The following is an 18078-nucleotide window of genomic DNA, read 5'->3' on the forward strand; positions in this document are numbered from 1 at the left end:
TATTCCAATGACTAAAAAAATCCACGTAACCGACACAATCCTGCGCGACGCTCACCAATCGCTGCTCGCGACTCGCATGCGCACTGACGACATGCTGCCGATCTGCGACAAGCTCGACAAAGTCGGCTACTGGTCGCTGGAAGTCTGGGGCGGCGCGACCTTCGATGCCTGCGTACGCTTCCTCAAAGAAGACCCGTGGGAGCGTCTGCGCAAACTGCGTGCAGCGCTGCCTAACACCCGTCTGCAAATGCTCCTGCGCGGCCAGAACCTGTTGGGCTACCGGCACTATAGCGACGACGTGGTCAAAGCCTTCGTCGCCAAGGCGGCCGTGAATGGCATTGACGTGTTCCGCATCTTCGATGCGATGAACGACGTGCGTAACCTGCGGGTGGCCATCGAAGCGGTGAAAGCGGCCGGCAAACACGCCCAGGGCACCATCGCCTACACCACCAGCCCGGTGCACACCATCGAGGCGTTCGTGGAGCAAGCCAGGCAAATGGAAGCCATGGGTTGCGACTCCGTGGCGATCAAGGACATGGCCGGCCTGTTGACCCCGTACGCCACTGGCGAATTGGTCAAAGCACTGAAAAGCGAGCAATCGCTGCCCGTGTTCATCCACTCTCACGATACCGCCGGCCTGGCCGCGATGTGCCAACTCAAGGGCATCGAAAATGGTGCCGACAATATCGACACCGCGATCTCCAGTTTCGCCTGGGGCACCAGCCACCCGGGCACCGAGTCGATGGTTGCCGCCCTTAAGGGCAGCGAGTTCGACACCGGCCTGAGTCTGGAGCTGCTGCAGGAAATCGGTTTGTACTTCTACGCCGTGCGCAAGAAGTACCACCAGTTCGAAAGTGAATTCACCGCCGTCGACACCCGCGTGCAAGTCAACCAGGTGCCGGGCGGGATGATTTCCAACCTGGCCAACCAGTTGAAAGAGCAGGGCGCGCTGAACCGCATGAGCGAAGTATTGGCCGAAATCCCGCGGGTTCGCGAAGACCTCGGCTTTCCTCCGCTGGTGACCCCGACGTCGCAGATCGTCGGTACTCAGGCGTTCTTCAACGTGTTGGCCGGTGAGCGCTACAAGACCATCACCAACGAAGTGAAGCTCTACCTGCAAGGCGGTTACGGCAAAGCGCCGGGTGTTGTTAACGAGCAGCTGCGCCGTCAGGCGATCGGCAGCGAAGAAGTCATCGATGTCCGCCCGGCGGATTTGATCAAGCCGGAAATGACCAAGCTGCGCGGCGAAATCGGTGCGTTGGCCAAGTCTGAAGAAGACGTACTGACCTATGCGATGTTCCCGGACATCGGGCGCAAGTTCCTTGAAGAACGCGAAGCCGGCACCCTGACTCCGGAAGTGTTGTTGCCGATTCCGGAAGCCGGCGGTGTGACCTCGGCGGGCGGCGAAGGTGTGCCGACGGAGTTCGTCATTGACGTTCACGGTGAAACCTATCGCGTCGACATCACCGGTGTGGGCGTCAAGTCCGAAGGCAAGCGTCACTTCTACCTGTCCATCGACGGCATGCCGGAAGAAGTGGTGTTCGAGCCACTCAACGAGTTCGTCAGCGGTGGTAGCAGCAAGCGCAAGCAAGCCAGCGCACCGGGCCACGTCAGCACCACCATGCCAGGCAACATCGTCGATGTGCTGGTCAAGGAAGGCGACACCGTGAAAGCCGGCCAGGCAGTGCTGATCACCGAAGCGATGAAGATGGAAACCGAAGTACAAGCGGCCATCGCCGGCAAAGTCACCGCCATCCACGTGGCCAAGGGCGACCGGGTCAATCCGGGCGAAATACTGATCGAGATCGAAGGCTGATTTAACAGCCTCGACTGCAACGCTTTACCTCGGGGGGGCATGTGCCCCCCTTTTTTTGTCCATGTGCAAGGAACTGCTAGACAACGATCCTCAGTGTTCCGATTAGCGGATCTTTTATCGGGCTTTGCGCCGGGTATGTGCCTTTTATGTTGTACTCGCCTGGCTGTACATAAGGGACTGTGAACCACGCATAGCTTTCAGACTGACGGCAGATGTTTGCTACGTGTACCGCTCCTCCCGCTAGAGGTACAAATTGGATTGAATAAACTCCAGTCATACTCCGGACTTTTTCATGCGTTAGTGAGATGAAATCACCCGCTTTTGCTGTTGCAGGCAGACTTACTAATGATGTCTCGTTGTTCATCACGGAAACTCCTTAACGATGGAGAACTGAAATCAGAGCAAGTAGTCGACACCTGCTTCAGGGAAATAGGCTAGGCTGCAGGTTATAAGGTCGTCTACTGTCAGAAGTGACAGGTGTTTGTCCATCCAGTCCTTATCAAAAACTCATCCGCCACTGACCCATCACGCCGCTTTCGTGGCTGTTGCTGCTCATCTCACCGTTGTAGGCAACGCTCAGAGCGTGATGCTTCGAGACCCTCAAGTCCAACCCCGCTTCCAGTGTCAGGCTGTTGCGATCCAGTGGAATGCCTTCGACATAGAACGACTCGCTACCCGCCAAAAAAGTCTGACGTACATGGCTGCTGACATCGCCATAGGTGTGCTTCCAGCCAGCGCTCATACGCGGGGTCAGGCGCATGCCGTTTTCCAGGTCGCTGCGGTGTGCCAGGCGCAGGCCAAAGATGCTGTTGAAGTTGCGTAGGGTTTGCTTGTCGACTTTCAACGCAGCATCTCCACCTTTTTCCCGGTAGCTGTCGCGTTGATAATGTTCATACCCCAGGCTTGCGAAAGGCTCGACCTGCAGGGCGCCACTGCTCAGGTTGTAGCCGACTTCGGCGAAAACCTGCTGGCTGCTGGCGTCATAGCTGCCTTTGAGCTGGTCGCTGTAACGAGCGAAGGCAATGTTGCGTTTGGTGGTTCCGTCATGACTGCTGTAAGTCGCACCCAATCGCAATGCCAGCGGGCCGCTTTGACGCAAGGCATAGGCCCCGAGGTGCCAGCTGTCGAGATCGCCGTCCAGCAGCACCCCGTCCAGGCGAGTCTGTGATTTGCCACCGAGTAAGCCCGCGCGCCATTCATTATCGAGTGACCAGTCGGCCCCCACCACGATGCCGTGAGTGCGTTGCCGAAGGGCGCTGTCGTCCAGTTTGTCATCATGGGTTGCGGAGTTGCCCAGGGCCTGGACCCAGACCCTGCCGTTGGTATCGTGACCGGTTGCCGAGAAATCTTGCAGGCTCGCATCGTTGCTCAACTCGCGCAGGGTCGAAAGCATGCTCGCGCTGACCGGCCGGACACTGCTCAAAGTGGCACTGGCGAGATTGGCGTTGCTGACGCCGGCCAGTTGCTCCAGCGCTATGGCGGCCGTTGCGGTGTTGCTGGTGAGCAGGGCATTGATGGCGGTATTCATCACAGGAGTAAGTGCTGGTTGATGTTCATCCGGTGGGCTTGGCAGAAGCGCTGGCGCGATATCGGCGGTTGCTGGAGTGGGCGGGGATTCATCGTGTGGCGCTGCGGCAACCGGGGCGCTCTGTTGCTCGGGTTCGAGGCTATTGGCGAGTGCCCGACTGTTCTCGGTCGTGGCAAAGGTTTCCAGTGGCACGTCGTTGCGGGCATAGATCAGGCCCACGTGGGTGTCGGTGTAGGCCAAGGTTGGCGTCATATAGGCGAGGTTGCTGCTGACTTTACCAAACTCACCTTCGACCTTGTTCGCTTCAAGCACTGTGTAGCGTTGTGTGAGCGGGTATTCGCCGTCCATCGCATTGACTGTCAGGCTCGCGTTTTCGAGTATTGCGGTACCGTCGACTATGATGGTTTCGGCGCTACCGTCGGCGTTGATCTCATAGGACAACTCGGCACTTTCGAACAGTTTCAAATCACCGTTGATCTGCGCTGCGCCCTGCGAACGGTCGACCACGAAGCGGCCATGCACATTCAGACTACCGACGTTGCCTTTGCCGCTGAATGTTGCGCCTTCGCCAACGACCACATGGCCTTTGATGTCGCCCATGTTGCTCAGATGGCCACCGTGGAGGACGTTTGCGCTGCCACCGATCCAGCCGTTGTTGATGAGCGTGCCTCGGGTTTCTGCACCGCCTGCAACACCTCCATTGTTGGTTAGCGTGGAGCCTTTATCGACCAGCGTACTTTCCTTGAAATCCTTGGAACCGGTCAGTATCCAATCGCCCTGTTTGGCATGCAGCACGGTAAAGTTGCGGCTCTCATCCAGTGTGCCGCCGTTCTTGGCGTCGAGCTGCAATACGTTTTGACCACCACCTCCGTCAACCACCCCGTTGAAGCTTCCGCGGTTGAGTACGATCACCAGATCATTGGCGTCGTCCAGCTGCAGGGCGATACCGTCGGGACCTTTTTTGTAAGCCTTGGTGATCTTGGTTGGGGTGGTATCGGTCGCCTTGATGAATGCTTGAAGCCGTGCGAACGGGTCGACTGGCGTCTCGATCTGATGGGGTTCGGCATTGATGGAAAGCTGCTGGGCAATCGCAATGTCGACACCGCTTAGTGCGAGCGCGATTGCCAGGGCGAGATGGTGTGGACGATGAGCGTGCAAAATGGGCATTGAGTGCGACCTCTTCCTTGGGGAGGTCGAACTTTAAAAGGGCGGGCACATGCCCCGATGCCGGGTATTTCTTGCTCTTGTGCAAGGCGCTGGAGCTTCGGTTGTAGCAAAGGGCACGTCCAGGAGGCCATATGACTATTGGCCTCCCTATGCTGACGTTTTTCCTTACACCGTTCTCGGATGTGTCGATTGGCGAAGGCTCGGAAACTCGTCTGCCACCGCTCTTTCGCACTGAAAAACGCTTTGATATGCAATTTAATGCATGTTTTATCTGTGTTTAGTCTCAATATCTGCATTAAATTGCATAGTCGGAGGGTGGGTTGGATTTGTTCGGAGTCGATGAACATGGGAATGTCGGTACTTGAGCGAGGGGCTCTACTCGAAAGCATTCAGGAAGGATTGGCTGACGGCACCTTGGAGATTGGTGAGGCGGTCCGACGTTTGCGGGTTGAGGTTACGGGGTTGCATCAGAGTCAGTTTGCGAAGATGTGCAAAATTTCGGTGCGCACGCTGGTGCATATCGAGCACGGGGAAGGGAACCAGACGCTGAAGTCGTTGAATGCAGTGTTCAGACCGTTTGGGTTTCGAATGGGGGTTGTGAAGGTTCGTCGTTTTATCAATCGAGACTAGAGGCGACCCTCCGGTAAGTTAAGGAGCTTCGGCTTCAATATATTCCCCGTAGCAGCTGTCGAGCTTGCGAGGCTGCGTTCGAGTGCGTAGCGCTCGCAAAATGCCAAACTTCATCCTTTCAGGAACACTGCATATCGCCTATTTGCGACTGCTTCACAGCCGAACGCAGGCTTCGCCAGCTGCTACGGTTCGCGTAACGGCGTAACTTGCCGGCATTGGGGCTGCCCGCGAGGGCGACCTCATAGCTAACCTGTTTCAAAAGGTCATTTCTCTCATTCGCGTAGGACGACTCCGAGATGCGGAAACCGGGTTTTGCATCGCTTTTTGCTCGCCTATAGTCCTTGTGTCACCGCTCAGGCCGTGACTGATCTTAGCCGGTCAAACACCAGGAGCCATTCCTTGCAAACTACCGGAGTTAGATCATGCCCAACTTTTCCCCCCTCCAAAGCAACCTCAGTCTCGACCCTACGCTGTTCATCAACCTCGACGCCGACGCCTGTGATCTTTTCGAAACCGCCATTCACCGTCTCAAGATCGGTCGAAATCTGCTTAACAGCGTGAGCTGCCTGAGCGTGAAGGATGCCGAAGGCTACGACCTGGAGCACTTCGCCAATGCCGCGCATTTGTTGATTCAGGACGGTTGTGACGCACTGGATGCGTTGGGGTGGAAGCTAAGTCGCAATTGCGGGCCGACGGAGTCAGCTCCAGGCGAGCCCGCGAAGGGATAACCACTCAGCAGAAGAGGTAGTTCTATTCAAATAAAGCTGTTTATCCACGCAGCTTTATTTGCTGTCGATTGCAAATCGCTTTCTCCGGTTCGATCAATTGCCAATTGTTGGCGTAGTGAAGATTCGGCGTACGATCAGCTGAACCCTTAGCTCCGCTGCTTGTACGCCTTCCCGTAATGCCGCTCCATCCGCGCCTGAATCAACTCCAGACCAATCGACAACAGCCAGTAAATGATCGCTGCCGTGCTCAGCATTTCGATGTAGCGGTAGCTGGAGCGGCCATACGACTGCGCCAGGAACATCACTTCCCAGACGCCCATCACCGAGATCAGTGATGAGTCTTTGAGCATCGAGATGAATTGGTTGGTGGTGGGCGGGATGATGGTGCGCATGGCCTGTGGCAGGGTGACTCGCCAGAAGATCACCGACTCGCGCATCCCCAGCGCGAGGGAAGCTTCGCGCTGGCCATACGGTACACCGACAATGCCGGCGCGGAAGATTTCGCTCAGGTACGCACCGTAATTCAGCGATAACGCAATGATCCCGGCGGCAATGGCGCCAGGAACAATGCCCAGCTGTGGCAGGCCGAGGTAGATCAGCAGGATCTGAATCAGCAACGGCGTGCCCCGAAAAAACGAGGCGTAGAAGCTGGCGATGCCGAACGCCACGGCACTCTTCGACAACCGCGCCAGGGCGGTGATGAAGCCCAGCAGCGACGAGGCGACAATCGAGCACAGGCACAAAAACAGTGTCAGTGCTGCGCCTTGCAAGAAGCCGTTGGGCGCCAGATGCAGGCCGATCAGGTTCGGCAGCTTGTCGAGAATGATCGAAAACTTCAGGTCGAAGCTCAGGAAGAAACTCGCGAACAGGCCCAGCATCGTCGCCCAGGTCAGGTACAGGCGGGTACGAAAACCAAAGACACGTTTGAGCAATGACTCAGCCACCGGTTGCGGCGGCTGAGGAGGTTTGGGGAAAGAAGTCATTTGCTGATATCGGCGCCGATCCATTTTTGCGAGAGCTTGCTCAAGGTGCCGTCCTGTTTCAACTGGGCAAAGACTTCGCGCACTTTGCCATCCCACTGAGCATCACCCTTTTCGATGGCCACGGAGTTGGGTTCCGAGTACAGCGGCTCACCGGCAAGCTTGAAGCGCTGGTCCTGGGTCAGGCGCGGTTGTGCGGTTACAAGGTTGGTGAGGACTGCATCCAGTCGCACGCCAGCGCCCAGACTCAGGTCCTGGAAGGCGACGTTGTCGGTGTCATACGGGGCGATCTGCACGTCCTCGAACGGGTACTGCAATCGGGTGTCTTCAGCGCCTTCGATCACCAAGTTTTTGTTCAGGTAGCTTTCGTAGCTGGACGCGCTGGTGAGGCCGACTTTTTTGCCGCTCAGGTCTTTGGCACCATGGATGCGATCGTCTTTGGCATTGACCACGATCACGGCTGGCGAAGCGTAGTACTCCACCGGGAAATCGAAGACTTCGGCGCGGGCCTTGCTCGGGGTCATGGAGCAGATGCAGATGTCATAGCGACCGCTCCAGCGACCGGCAGCGATCACGTCCCAGGACGGCGTTTCGAGACGCAGTTTGACGCCAAGTTTGTCCGCCACGGCTTTGGCCACGTCGACGTCGAAACCGTCGAGCTGGTTCTGATCGTTGAGGAACGAGAACGGCGGATAGCTTTCCATCAGCACGCCCACCAACTCTTTCTTTTGCTCGATACGATCCAGTGTGGCACCGGCAAAGGCTTGGGAAGAAGCAGCGAGAATCGTCAGGCCCAGGGCCAGTAGCGGTTGAAGTTTCACGGGCAGTTCCTGACTAAAAAAGAGTTTGTTATTAACGGAATGGTGCGTATTTAATAGTTATAAGAACGACTCTGATAGTGAGTTATTTTCATAAGCATATGAGTAAAAAATATATGGACGCAGGCAGCACGGTAATTCTGGATGGCGGTATGGGTCGCGAACTGCAACGCCGAGGCGCGCCGTTCAGGCAGCCTGAGTGGTCCGCGCTGGCGTTGAGCGAAGCACCGCAAGCGGTTGAGGCCGTCCATACGGCTTATATCGAAAGCGGTGCAAACGTGATCACCAGCAACAGCTACGCGGTGGTGCCGTTTCATATCGGTGAAGATCGTTTTGCCGCTGAGGGTCAGGCGCTCGCCGCATTGGCGGGGGAGCTGGCACGGCGTGCAGCCGACGCGGCTAGACAGCCCGTGCGTGTGGCGGGTTCATTGCCGCCGCTGTTCGGTTCCTATCGTCCGGACCTTTTTGATGCTGCCCGGGTGACTGAATTGCTGACGCCATTGGTCACGGGCCTGGCACCTCATGTCGACCTGTGGCTGGCTGAAACCCAGAGTTCGATTGTCGAAGCGCGGGCTATTCATGCCGGTTTGCCAAAGGACGGCAAGCCGTTCTGGTTGTCGTTTACCTTGAAGGATGAAGACACGGACGAAGTACCGCGTTTGCGTTCAGGTGAACCGGTGGCCGATGCCGCTGCGGTGGCCGCAGAGCTGGGGGTCGAGACGCTGCTGTTCAACTGCAGCCAGCCGGAAGTAATCGGTGCAGCGATTGATGCTGCGCGGGAAACCTTCGAGCGTTTGGGTGTGAAAGTCCACATCGGTGCGTACGCCAACGCCTTCCCGCCGCAACCGAAAGAGGCCACGGCCAATGATGGTCTGGACCCGTTGCGTGAGGACCTCGATCCGCCCGGTTACCTGCATTGGGCGGCCGATTGGCAGAAACGCGGCGCGAGCCATCTCGGTGGTTGCTGCGGGATTGGCCCGGAGCATATAGCGGTGTTGGCGCAGAAGCTGGCGTAAAGATCGTTCCCACGTCGAGGCGTCGAACCGTCCGCGTGGGAATGCAGCCCCTGACGCTCCGCGTCATATTCAAAAGCGGACGCAGAGCGTCCAGTGAGGCATTCCCACGCAAAGCGTGGGAACGAACATCAGGCGCGGCACTCAGCCAGGGTTTTCAACTGCCCCGAATCTGTCTGGTTCTCATCCGACAGCCACTTCTCAAACCCCGCCCCAATCGCCGGCCATTCCGAATCCAGAATCGAATACCACGCGGTGTCGCGGTTCTGGCCCTTGACCACCATGTGCTGGCGAAATACGCCTTCGAAGCTGAAGCCCAGGCGTTCGGCGGCGTATTTGGAGCGGGCGTTGCCGTTGTTGCACTTCCATTCCAGGCGACGGTAGCCCAGGGCGAACGATTCTTTGGCCAGCAGGAACACCGCTTCGGTGCTTTTCGGTGAGCGCTGCATCGCTGCGCCGAAGGTGACGTGACCGATTTCGATGCGGCCGTGGGCCGGGACGATCGACATCAGGCTGAGAAGGCCTTGCACTTCACCGGTGGCGCGGTCGATGACGCTGAAGAAATACGGGTCGCTGTTGGCGGCGTGGTTATTCAGCCAATCATTGAAGGCGCTGCGTTCCGGGAACGGGCCGTAAGGCAAGTAATCCCACAGCTTCGGGTCGGCGCCGGGGCCTTGCAGGGCTTTGAACAAGCCGTCGGCGTGGCGTGCCGGGTCGAGTTTTTCCAGACGAATGAAGCGTCCTTCGATCAGTTGAACCGAGGGCGCTGGAGCGCCTTTCCAGTCAGCGAGTGAAGTCGACATGTTGCTCTCCTTGAGCCTTAAAGGGCTTGGCGAAACTGGATGAAACCAGGACGTTCGGCAATGCGCTCATAGAGCTGGATCGCGGTGGCGTTGGTTTCGTGGGTCAACCAATGAACCTTGCAGCAACCGTCGGCCTTGGCCGTGGCGTAGACGAATTCGATCAGCTTGCGGCCGACGCCGGTGCCACGGGTTTCGGGCGTCACCAGCAAATCTTGCAGGTAGCAGGAGTTTTCAATGCTCCAGTTCGAGCGGTGATAGATGAAATGCACCATGCCCACCGCTTTGCCATCGGCCCAGGCGAGGGCTGCGTGAGTCGGCTCGCTCGGGTCGAGGAACCGTTGCCAGGTGCTGTGACTGACAGCCTCTGGCAGCTCGGTGTTGTAGAAGCGCAAGTAGGCTTGCCACAACGGCAGCCAAGCGGCGTGGTCATCGGCGGTAACGCGGCGAATCTCGATCTGACTCATGATCATTCCTTGGGCATCAAATGGGCGAGGGCCTGGTCGTGCGGGTTGGCGCTGGCGATCAGCCCTTCGCGCACGCCGGCGATGTCTGCGGTACTGCGGTTCTGGTTGAGCTTGCGCTTGCCTTCCAGACGCTGGATCGGCAGGGCGAAGCCGACAATGGCCTTGAGCATGCCATCGATGTAATGGGCCGGCGCGTCGTCGACTTTCCACGGCTGGGTGCGGTCGCGTTCATGGCGATCGGTCAGGGCGCTGACCAGATTGCGCAGGCGGTGAGCATCGCTGAACACTTCGGCGTTGCCATAGGCGTGTACCGCCACATAGTTCCAGGTCGGCACGACTTTGCCGTGGTCCGCTTTGCTGGGGTAGTACGACGGGCTGACGTAAGCATCGGCCCCGGCAAAAATCACCAGCGCCTCGGCCCCGGCTTCCAGCTCCTGCCACTGTGGATTGGCTCGGGCCAAGTGGCCGTAAAGAGTGCCATTCGGCCCTTGTTCCGGGCTGAACAACAGCGGTACATGGCTGGCCTGCAAACCCTGCTCGCCGTGAGTGACGAGGATGGCCAGGCGTGTGTCGAGGATCTGCTGATGCAGGGCGGGAAGGTCTTCGATGGCAAATGCGCTGGGGGTATACATGGATATTTTCCTTGGCGAATGCCTTTATCCTAGGCAGGCTATTGGTCTGTTGTAAGAGCCATTAACAGTCAATTTCGTAGGTCCATTAGCGGGACTCCATTGCCATGAACAACTCGCTGCTGTCCCTGTCGTTCAACCCGGCAGGTATCGAACTCGATCGCCGTCAGGGCTTGAGTCGTCAGCTCTATCAGGCCTTGCGCCTGCGTGTGCTCGACGGTCGGCTGGTGAGTGGCACACGCTTGCCTGCCAGCCGCGATCTGGCTGCGGCGTTGTCGATTTCGCGCAATAGCGTGGTCCGTGCCTACGATCAGCTCTACGCCGAAGGTTTCATCGAGGGACGGGTGGGGGACGGCACGTATGTGGCGCAATTGCCGCAAACGGCATTGCCGACGAAAAAACTATCCACAAAAGTATCCACAGGGTTACCAACAGGCTTACCCACAGGGTTATCCACAGAATGGCTGGATTTGCCTGTGGTTTCATCCAGTAAAGTTATCCACAGCGGTGCTTTGGAGCGGGTCGAGAAGCACCATTTGCCCAGGCCTCCAAGTGGTCCGCCGAGGGCTTTTCGGGTGGGTGTACCGGCCTTTGACCTGTTCCCGTTTGAGGTCTGGGCCAAGCTGAATGCGGCTTTCTGGCGTAGGCCGGATTTACAGCAACTGTGTTACGGCGCGCCCGAAGGTTACGAGCGCTTGCGCGGATTGATCGCGGCCTATTTGCGCAGTTCGCGCGGCATGCAGTGCAGTGCTGAGCAAATTGTGATCACCAGTGGCGCACAGCAGGGGATTAGCCTTTGTGCACAGCTGCTGGTGGAGCCCGGCGATGGAGTGGCTGTGGAAAACCCCGGCTATCGCGCGGCTGGGCATGCCTTCGCCGTAGCCGGGGCGCGGCTGCATGGGGTCTCGGTGGACAACGAAGGCATCAATTGTGCTGAACTGGCTGAATTGAGCGACTGTCGATTGGCCTACGTCACGCCGTCTCATCAATATCCGACCGGGGTGATCATGAGCCTGGCGCGGCGTCTGGAATTGCTCGCCTGGGCTGAACGCACTGACGGCTGGATCATCGAGGATGACTACGACGGCGAGTATCGCTACAGCGGCGCCCCACTGGCACCCTTGGCGGCGCTGGATCGACAGGGGCGGGTGCTTTACGTCGGCACCTTCGGCAAAGTCGCGTTTCCGGCATTGCGTCTGGGGTATCTGGTGTTACCGATGGGCCTGGTAGACGCGTTCTCCCAGCGTCGTGCAGTGGATGTGCGCCATTCCGAGGTGAGCACTCAGGCGGTGATGGCCGAGTTCATGGCTGCCGGGCATTTTCAGCGGCATATCCGCCGTATGCGGCGCGCGGCCTTGAGTCGGCGCAACACGCTGTTGGCGGGTTGGCCTGTGGATATCCCGGGTGTTGGCAGCCTGCCAAGTGTCGCGGCGGGGCTGCACTTGACGGTGGCGGTCGACACTCAGGCCCGCGAGCGCGAATTGATCGACGCCGCGGCGAGTGTTGATGTCGAGATCAATGGTCTGAGTAACTATTGGCTGCCGGAGTCATGCACCCCGCCAGACCAGCGCGCCGGGCTGGTGCTGGGTTTCGCGGCGGTGCCCGAGGAGGCGATCCGCGCAGCGCTCGGGGGGTTGAAAAAGGTCTGGTGATGCTGGGGGCGGAGGATGGAGTCGCGATCAGCGTCCGTCCTTCATGGCGTTGCCTGGGGTTCCAGATCCAGAAACAGTTTGCGCAGGCTCGGGTCGACTATTTTCCGTAGCACACCATCAATGGGTTCGACGGAGGTCAACAGTCGCCGCTGTTCAGGGGGGAGCGTCTCCAGGTATTTGTCCGCGACTTTCAGGTGAGCAGTAGCGGGCGTGTCTACTGGACTGCTGAGGGTTTCGTAGTGGAAATGCGCCACCCACAACGCCTGATCATTGTTCGCCTTATCCAGAATCCGGTACTCCTGAAAGTAGTCCCCGAGCTGTTTGGTCTGGATTCGGCCTTGTTCGTTTCGGGTGATTCGAACCTGCTCGTTTTCGTGCATCCATTTGAGGCTGCTTTGCGTGGGTTTGCGCTCTTTGTACAGGCCCGCTCGGGTGCTGATGCCCGCTTCTCTTACCTTGATTGCCGCCTGACGCAGTTCCAGGCTCAGGGTGGCCACTGGCGGAAGGGTACCTTCGGCGTTTTTGCTCCTGATCATGGCCAGATCAACGCTCGTGGCGTTTTGTTCCAGTTTGAGTGCGTACTGATCGAACAGATCCTGCATGTCGGCGGGGATGCGTCGCGGTCGCAAAGCGTCTTTGCGGGTGCGCTCGATAAATGGCTGAACATCCAAGCTCTGCTCAAGACCGGCCTCGATGATGTCGGTATCGCTCAGCACCGGCGTTGGCTGCACGCTGACACCTGGCATGACTGCCTTGAGTGGAGCTTCCTTGGCTTTGGTGACTTCGCTATTACCGGGATCGCGAGGGCGGGTCTTGCTAACTTTTACCGGCAGGCGTGATGGGCCGGGACGTGCGGGTTCTGTTGAGCCCTGCGTTATCAACACTTCACTTTCGGGCAGCAACGTATGCAGTTGGGTGTGCGCCAGTCGTGAAAACTCTTCGATCAGTTTTCGCAGATGATCGAGTTGAGGCTGTTTGAACAGGTGGGGGTAGGTGTCTGGTAACTCCCGGATTCTTTGATCGGTGTCGGCAAAGGTATCGACAAGTCCGCCGAAGTCTTCAATACGTTCTTGTGGGGCAGCGTTACCGCCTGCAATGTTCATCAGGTCCGCAACCCGATGAGCGGCCTCGGCGGCGCTCACGATAATGCTGCCGACGGCGTTACGGGCCTGGGACATTGTCGGGCTGGCCTGCTCTTGCATACACAGCTCTTGCGCCATGCCTATCTCGTTTGCCTTGAGTTCCAGTGCCGAGAATGAAGGCAGCAGCTTGCTGATTTTTATGGCTTCAGCTATGCCCGGCCTTCCCGCCGCATGCATTCCTTGAAGTGCCGTTTGCGAGAGTTCAAGTTTCTCGACCATTGCGTGGCTCAGGTCTGTCGCCCGCCGGATGTTGTCAATGTAGGTTTGCCGTGTGATCGCTGTGTCCGGCTGGGGGGCTTGCGTAAATGCGCTGGTGGCTTGGATATACTGGTGTTTTTTTGCGGTAAACCAGAGCGAAAGATGCTTCTGCATCTCCGTGCTCAGGCGTAGCAAGTCGTAGGTATAGCCTGTTGTTCCGCCGAGCGTGCGCCACTCTCGCAGTTGCTCGAGTGCTTGCTCATAACTATTGATCAAGACTTCCAGTTTTTCCGCGTAAACCCCGAGCATTCGGTCGTAGGCATCGCCGTTGGCTGTCAGCAAATCTGTTTGCGCTCTTGCCAGCTCCCTTGCCTTCGCAGGTTCCTGGGCCTTGAATGAGTCCAGTGTGTTTTCCAGTTCATGTTTACGCTGCTCTTTGGCCGCTTTCATGCTTTTGAGGCGATTTTTCGGGCCGCCGCCGCGCAAGCGCAGTCGGGTGTCCACGAACCATTGACCTTGCTGGTTATGGACTAGCAGGGGGCCGGTTCGCGTGACGTCTTTGGGGTCGATGAGAATGACCTGAGCGTCGGCGTCCAGCATGACGTTGAACCAGCGTTCGCCGACCTGTGCATAGATCTTGTCGTTGAGCTGGTAGAGGTGGGGAGGTGCTTCATTGACCGTGGTCAGTTCTGTGTCGGCAAGGTTTGGCGCGGAGACTTTGAGGGTGTCCAGGTAGGTGCCCAGCGTCGAAATGGTGCGGCGCGGCACGGATCCCGCGACCTCAACCGAGGAGCGATGGCTCTGTGGCAGTTCAGCGACAAGCGGGGTGGGGTCCAATGCAATGGTGAGCGGCGCGGTAGGTGGTTTTATCTGCTCCTCTATCGGCAGTGCAGGTTGCAGTTTGCCCGATGCCGTTTTGCGCCGCATCACGGCGTGATGGCTGAGGATGATCCCGAGTGCCAGCAGAATATCCGCTACGGAAGTCCATTCGATGAAGCTGTCACCCTGATCTCGGGCATCGAGTGCCTGCTGGATTTCGTTGATGGTCTGCCAGACCCAGACAGCGGTTCCTACTGCACCACTGAGGAAGTTTGAGGTGACGCTGAACAGCGCCCAGCTGCTGTCTTTCAACAAGCGCCAGCGCCGTTCGGCATTTGATTGCGACTGACGGTCAGCCAAATCGACGATCGTCTGTGCGTTGTTTTTGAACAGTGTCGAAAGAATGTTGCCGGTTATCTCCTCGTATTTGAATATCACGTGTCCGAACCTGTCCACCCTCAGCAATGGATCGACAACCTGTTCGGCCACCAACCAGGGGGACGGCAGACCTACAGGGAAAACATATTGAGCGTATTCAAAGCTCAGGGCCTTGTCGGGTAGCCATGCCAGCACCGAATCTCGGAGTTCACCGGGTTGGTGCAAGGCATACAGCAAATTTTGCCGGGAGGGGAACTGCATCAGTGGCGGGTCCAGCATCGGACGATAAAGCAGACAAGCGCCGCTCTCGGCGCTTCGAGGGCTGATGATGTACATGTTGGCAACCGTGTCGCTGGTGCTGATCAAGCGATGTTGCGGGGTCATCGAGAGGGGGTAGATAGCAATCGGTTGCGCTGTCTCCGTGTCGGGGTTGAGCAGCTCACGGATGTATCGATAGCCGTGCTCATCAATGCCCGCTTCTTGCCTGACCTTGCTTTCCAGTGCCATGAGCGGCAATAGCAAACGCAGCTGGTCGATATAGAAATTTTCCTGGCGTCGGGATTCAACCAGGTCATCAATCAGCTTGCGCTTGATCAGTGCGGGATAGACCTCACCGATATTGGCTCGAGCCGACAACGTTGTGAGGAATTCTGGCGTCAGCCAATCCGGAACCTGCCGGGCATTTTTGAAGAAGATGCTCGCCAGGTAAGGCGCTTCGTTCTCCAGGGCGAAGTCGGCGAGTGTTTCGATGTGCTGGTTGCGGGGATCGGGGAGAGTGAGATCGTCGACGGTGAAACTATCGGTGATCTTGATCCGCAACTCATCCAGCACCAGGTCCGCCGCACCGACGGCGTGAGGGTCGGCGATGATCGCTTCGCTCATCAGGCGCTGGGCGTATGAGGTGATAGACGGGATCTCGTCTTTGGCAGCCTTGTAGTCGGGCTGGCGATACACTTTTCCCAGCGCCGTGACGTAACGACTGTAGTCTTGTATATCGCTGAACGATGCGTTGCGCAGCCAGTCGGGAATCGCCGCAGCCAATTGCTCGATCCGTACGTGTTCCGTGGTGTCGATCTCGACCTCGGAAGCAAGCACATCGGTTGTTGGCGCCTCCAGGAATCGGAGTGCATCGATGGCATCGAGCTGCGACGACACCAGTGCCCAGGCCATGTGATCGAAGATATTCCCGTCGGGCTCGTAAAGCCGCCACTTCAGGTCGCGCCCTGCCAGTTGGTCTTCCAGGCGCGCTGGAAGCGAGTTACCCAGTTGTTCCATTGAGTCGAAAGACTCGTAAGCGCGCTCGATGGTGTACATCACGATCAGTTCGCGCTTGCGATACGTTGCCTTGAGCACCAGAGCACCACCGACCAGGAGGTGGCTGGCAACCTCATTCTCGATGGTGTCTATGTCGATCAGGCACGCCTGGATCGCTGAAAAGTCGCTGTTCACGGGGCTGCGCAGGGCTTTGTCGGGAGCCATGGAAATCTCCCGCGCCATGGCGCATTCATCGGCATTCCAACCGTTGACCTGTCGTACGTTCAGCGCCTTGCGCAGTGTGTCGGAGAGTTCCTGCCAGCGCGCGATCCTGTGTCCCTTCTGGTTCCAGAAATCCAACTGCCGCGCCTGGAATTCGACAAACAATAACGGTGCTGAGTCATTGAGCACGCCGGCGACTTCCTCGATGCTGACGGCGAGATGAATCGGATCTTTGGCATGTCGCTCCAGGGTGAGAAAGTGTTCGCCTTCGATGTAATTGGCCTTTGTCGTGTTAAAGCTATGGCGGATCAGTGCATGCGTCAGTGATTCGAATCGAAAGGGGCCGGCCTCGATCCGGTTATCAACCTGGAGCCAATGTGGTGTTGCGATCATTGCGTGGTCCGGGTCAATGTCCAGGTCCGGATAAAGCTCTTTCAGCGCCTGAGTCATCAGGTTCGAAGCAATCTGGTTGAGGGTTGGGCCGTGGCTGGTCAGGGTGACCAGATCGCTTTTCTCTACAAGGCGCGTGGTGTCGCCGGATGTCTCTAGAGGAACGTTATCAGTCATGTTCGCTTCCTTCGTGTGGTTTCCAGGACGCAAAGACAAGTCCTGGTCGTGGCACCGAAGGTAGTGGGCAGTGGGCAATGCAGGGTGGTAACTAATTATGTGCTGGCAAAAAAATGACCCGCACACAGGCGGGTCTTCGGTTTCAGCGGCGTGAGCGTTTCAGGTACCGGACTTGATCTTGGTCCAGGCCCGGGTCCGCGCCCGTTCCGCGTCGCGCGGCAGCGGTTGCAGGGTGTAGAGCGTGCTCATGGCCGCTTCGGTCGGGTACAGATTAGGGTTGCTGCGGATCGCCGGGTCGACCATTTCCGTGGCGTCCTTGTTCGGGTTCGGATAGCCGACAAAGTCGCTGACCGGCGCGATGACTTTCGGTTGCAACAGGTAGTTCATGAAGGTGTAGGCGTCTTCCGGATCTTTCGCCCCTTTCGGGATCGCAAGCATGTCGAACCAGATCGGCGCGCCTTCTTTCGGCAGGCGCATGTCGACGATCACTCCGTTCTTGGCTTCCTTGGCGCGGTTGGCGGCCTGGGAGAAGCTGCCGGAGTAACCGACGGCGACACAGATATCACCGTTGGCGATGTCGGCCATGTACTTGGATGAGTGGAAATAGGTGATATACGGGCGAATCTTCATCAGCAATGCTTCAGCCTTGACGTAGTCATCCGGCTTTTTGCTGTTCGGGTCCAGGCCCAGGTGCTGCAGGGCCAGCGGCAGGATCTCCGACGGTGAATCGAGCAGGGCCACGCCGCACTGCTTGAGTTTGCTGATGTTCTCTTCCTTGAAGATCAGGTCCCAGCTGTCCACTGGTGCGTTGGTGCCCAGCGCGGCCTTGACCTTGTCCGGGTTGAAGCCGATCAGGATGGTGCCGTACATGTATGGCACGGCGAATTTGTTGCCCGGGTCGTTGGCTTCGATCAGCTTCATCAGCTTGGGATCGAGGTGGTTCCAGTTCGGCAGTTTGCTGCGGTCCAGTGGTTGGAATACCCCGGCTTCGATCTGCTTGGCGAGGAACACGTTGGACGGCACCACCACGTCGTAACCGGAGTTGCCGGTGAGCAGTTTGGCTTCCAGCGCTTCGTTGGTATCGAAAATGTCGTAGACCAGTTTGACCTTGGTGTTCTCGGCCTTGAAGTCTTCCAGTGCCTTGGGGGTGATGTAGTCGAACCAGTTGTAGACCCGCAAGGTGCGCTCTTCAGCATGCACAGCAGTGCTGAGAACTGCTGTGCACAGAGCCGGGATGATAAAACGCTTGAGTTGATTCATTGTTCTAATT

At 57.9% G+C, this 18078-nt stretch carries 13 protein-coding genes; 5 read left to right on the forward strand and 8 right to left on the reverse strand.

All coding sequences use genetic code 11. The annotated features are described in order from the left end of the window. Positions 1-7 precede the first annotated feature (7 nt). Positions 8-1816 carry a sodium-extruding oxaloacetate decarboxylase subunit alpha gene (gene oadA, locus AC1RJ3_RS14100; RefSeq protein WP_103314812.1) on the forward strand — a complete coding sequence of 603 codons (1809 nt, stop codon included), beginning with the start codon at positions 8-10 and terminating at the stop codon, positions 1814-1816. 499 nt (positions 1817-2315) lie between these two features. Here oadA and AC1RJ3_RS14105 read toward each other — a convergent pair whose 3' ends face one another. Then, entirely contained in the window at positions 2316-4511 is a 2196-nt protein-coding gene (locus AC1RJ3_RS14105; RefSeq protein ID WP_493079313.1) for an autotransporter outer membrane beta-barrel domain-containing protein, read from the reverse strand. A 345-nt stretch (positions 4512-4856) separates the two neighbouring features. Here AC1RJ3_RS14105 and AC1RJ3_RS14110 point away from each other — a divergent pair, with 345 nt between their 5' ends. Together AC1RJ3_RS14110 and AC1RJ3_RS14115 are read left to right on the forward strand one after the other, a co-directional pair. Beyond that, entirely contained in the window at positions 4857-5141 is a 285-nt protein-coding gene (locus AC1RJ3_RS14110; protein ID WP_103314810.1) for a helix-turn-helix domain-containing protein, read from the forward strand. A gap of 422 nt (positions 5142-5563) precedes the next feature. Continuing rightward, positions 5564-5869: a hypothetical protein gene (locus tag AC1RJ3_RS14115; RefSeq protein WP_103314809.1), complete on the forward strand. Its 306-nt coding sequence runs from the start codon at positions 5564-5566 to the stop codon at positions 5867-5869. Positions 5870-6015: 146 nt separating this feature from the next. On the opposite strand, the gene AC1RJ3_RS14120 is transcribed toward AC1RJ3_RS14115, so the two are convergent. Together AC1RJ3_RS14120 and AC1RJ3_RS14125 are read right to left on the reverse strand one after the other, a co-directional pair. Continuing rightward, positions 6016-6852, reverse strand: a complete 837-nt coding sequence (locus tag AC1RJ3_RS14120) for an amino acid ABC transporter permease (RefSeq protein WP_347928434.1) — start codon at positions 6850-6852, stop codon at positions 6016-6018. Then, a complete protein-coding gene (locus AC1RJ3_RS14125; protein ID WP_493079314.1) occupies positions 6849-7670 on the reverse strand; it encodes an ABC transporter substrate-binding protein in 822 nt (273 codons plus the stop codon). The genes AC1RJ3_RS14120 and AC1RJ3_RS14125 overlap by 4 nt, the downstream gene beginning before the upstream one ends. Positions 7671-7783: 113 nt before the next feature. Here AC1RJ3_RS14125 and AC1RJ3_RS14130 point away from each other — a divergent pair, with 113 nt between their 5' ends. After that, complete coding sequence (locus AC1RJ3_RS14130) at positions 7784-8683, forward strand: homocysteine S-methyltransferase family protein (protein ID WP_493079315.1); 900 nt, start codon at positions 7784-7786, stop codon at positions 8681-8683. 128 nt (positions 8684-8811) lie between these two features. Here AC1RJ3_RS14130 and AC1RJ3_RS14135 read toward each other — a convergent pair whose 3' ends face one another. From AC1RJ3_RS14135 to AC1RJ3_RS14145, 3 genes are read right to left on the reverse strand one after another with little or no spacing between them, the layout of a single operon-like run. Further along, positions 8812-9483 (reverse strand): GNAT family N-acetyltransferase, encoded by a 672-nt coding sequence (locus tag AC1RJ3_RS14135; RefSeq protein ID WP_347928429.1) that lies wholly within the window; start codon positions 9481-9483, stop codon positions 8812-8814. A gap of 17 nt (positions 9484-9500) precedes the next feature. Continuing rightward, the gene (locus AC1RJ3_RS14140) at positions 9501-9947 is read right to left on the reverse strand and encodes a GNAT family N-acetyltransferase (RefSeq protein ID WP_347928428.1); all 447 of its coding nucleotides are present in this window, start codon (positions 9945-9947) and stop codon (positions 9501-9503) included. A gap of 2 nt (positions 9948-9949) precedes the next feature. Then, a complete protein-coding gene (locus tag AC1RJ3_RS14145; protein WP_493079316.1) occupies positions 9950-10579 on the reverse strand; it encodes an FMN-binding negative transcriptional regulator in 630 nt (209 codons plus the stop codon). A 104-nt stretch (positions 10580-10683) separates the two neighbouring features. Between AC1RJ3_RS14145 and pdxR the strand changes: the two genes are divergently transcribed. Beyond that, positions 10684-12228 carry a MocR-like pyridoxine biosynthesis transcription factor PdxR gene (gene pdxR, locus AC1RJ3_RS14150; RefSeq protein ID WP_493079317.1) on the forward strand — a complete coding sequence of 515 codons (1545 nt, stop codon included), beginning with the start codon at positions 10684-10686 and terminating at the stop codon, positions 12226-12228. Positions 12229-12269: 41 nt separating this feature from the next. Here pdxR and AC1RJ3_RS14155 read toward each other — a convergent pair whose 3' ends face one another. Together AC1RJ3_RS14155 and AC1RJ3_RS14160 are read right to left on the reverse strand one after the other, a co-directional pair. After that, complete coding sequence (locus AC1RJ3_RS14155) at positions 12270-16847, reverse strand: dermonecrotic toxin domain-containing protein (RefSeq protein WP_493079318.1); 4578 nt, start codon at positions 16845-16847, stop codon at positions 12270-12272. 120 nt (positions 16848-16967) lie between these two features. Then, positions 16968-18068, reverse strand: coding sequence for a polyamine ABC transporter substrate-binding protein (locus AC1RJ3_RS14160; RefSeq protein ID WP_054594775.1), 1101 nt, complete (start codon positions 18066-18068; stop codon positions 16968-16970). Positions 18069-18078 lie beyond the last annotated feature (10 nt).

The sequence above is a fragment of the Pseudomonas sp. GW822-FHT04C11 genome, assembly GCF_058800905.1.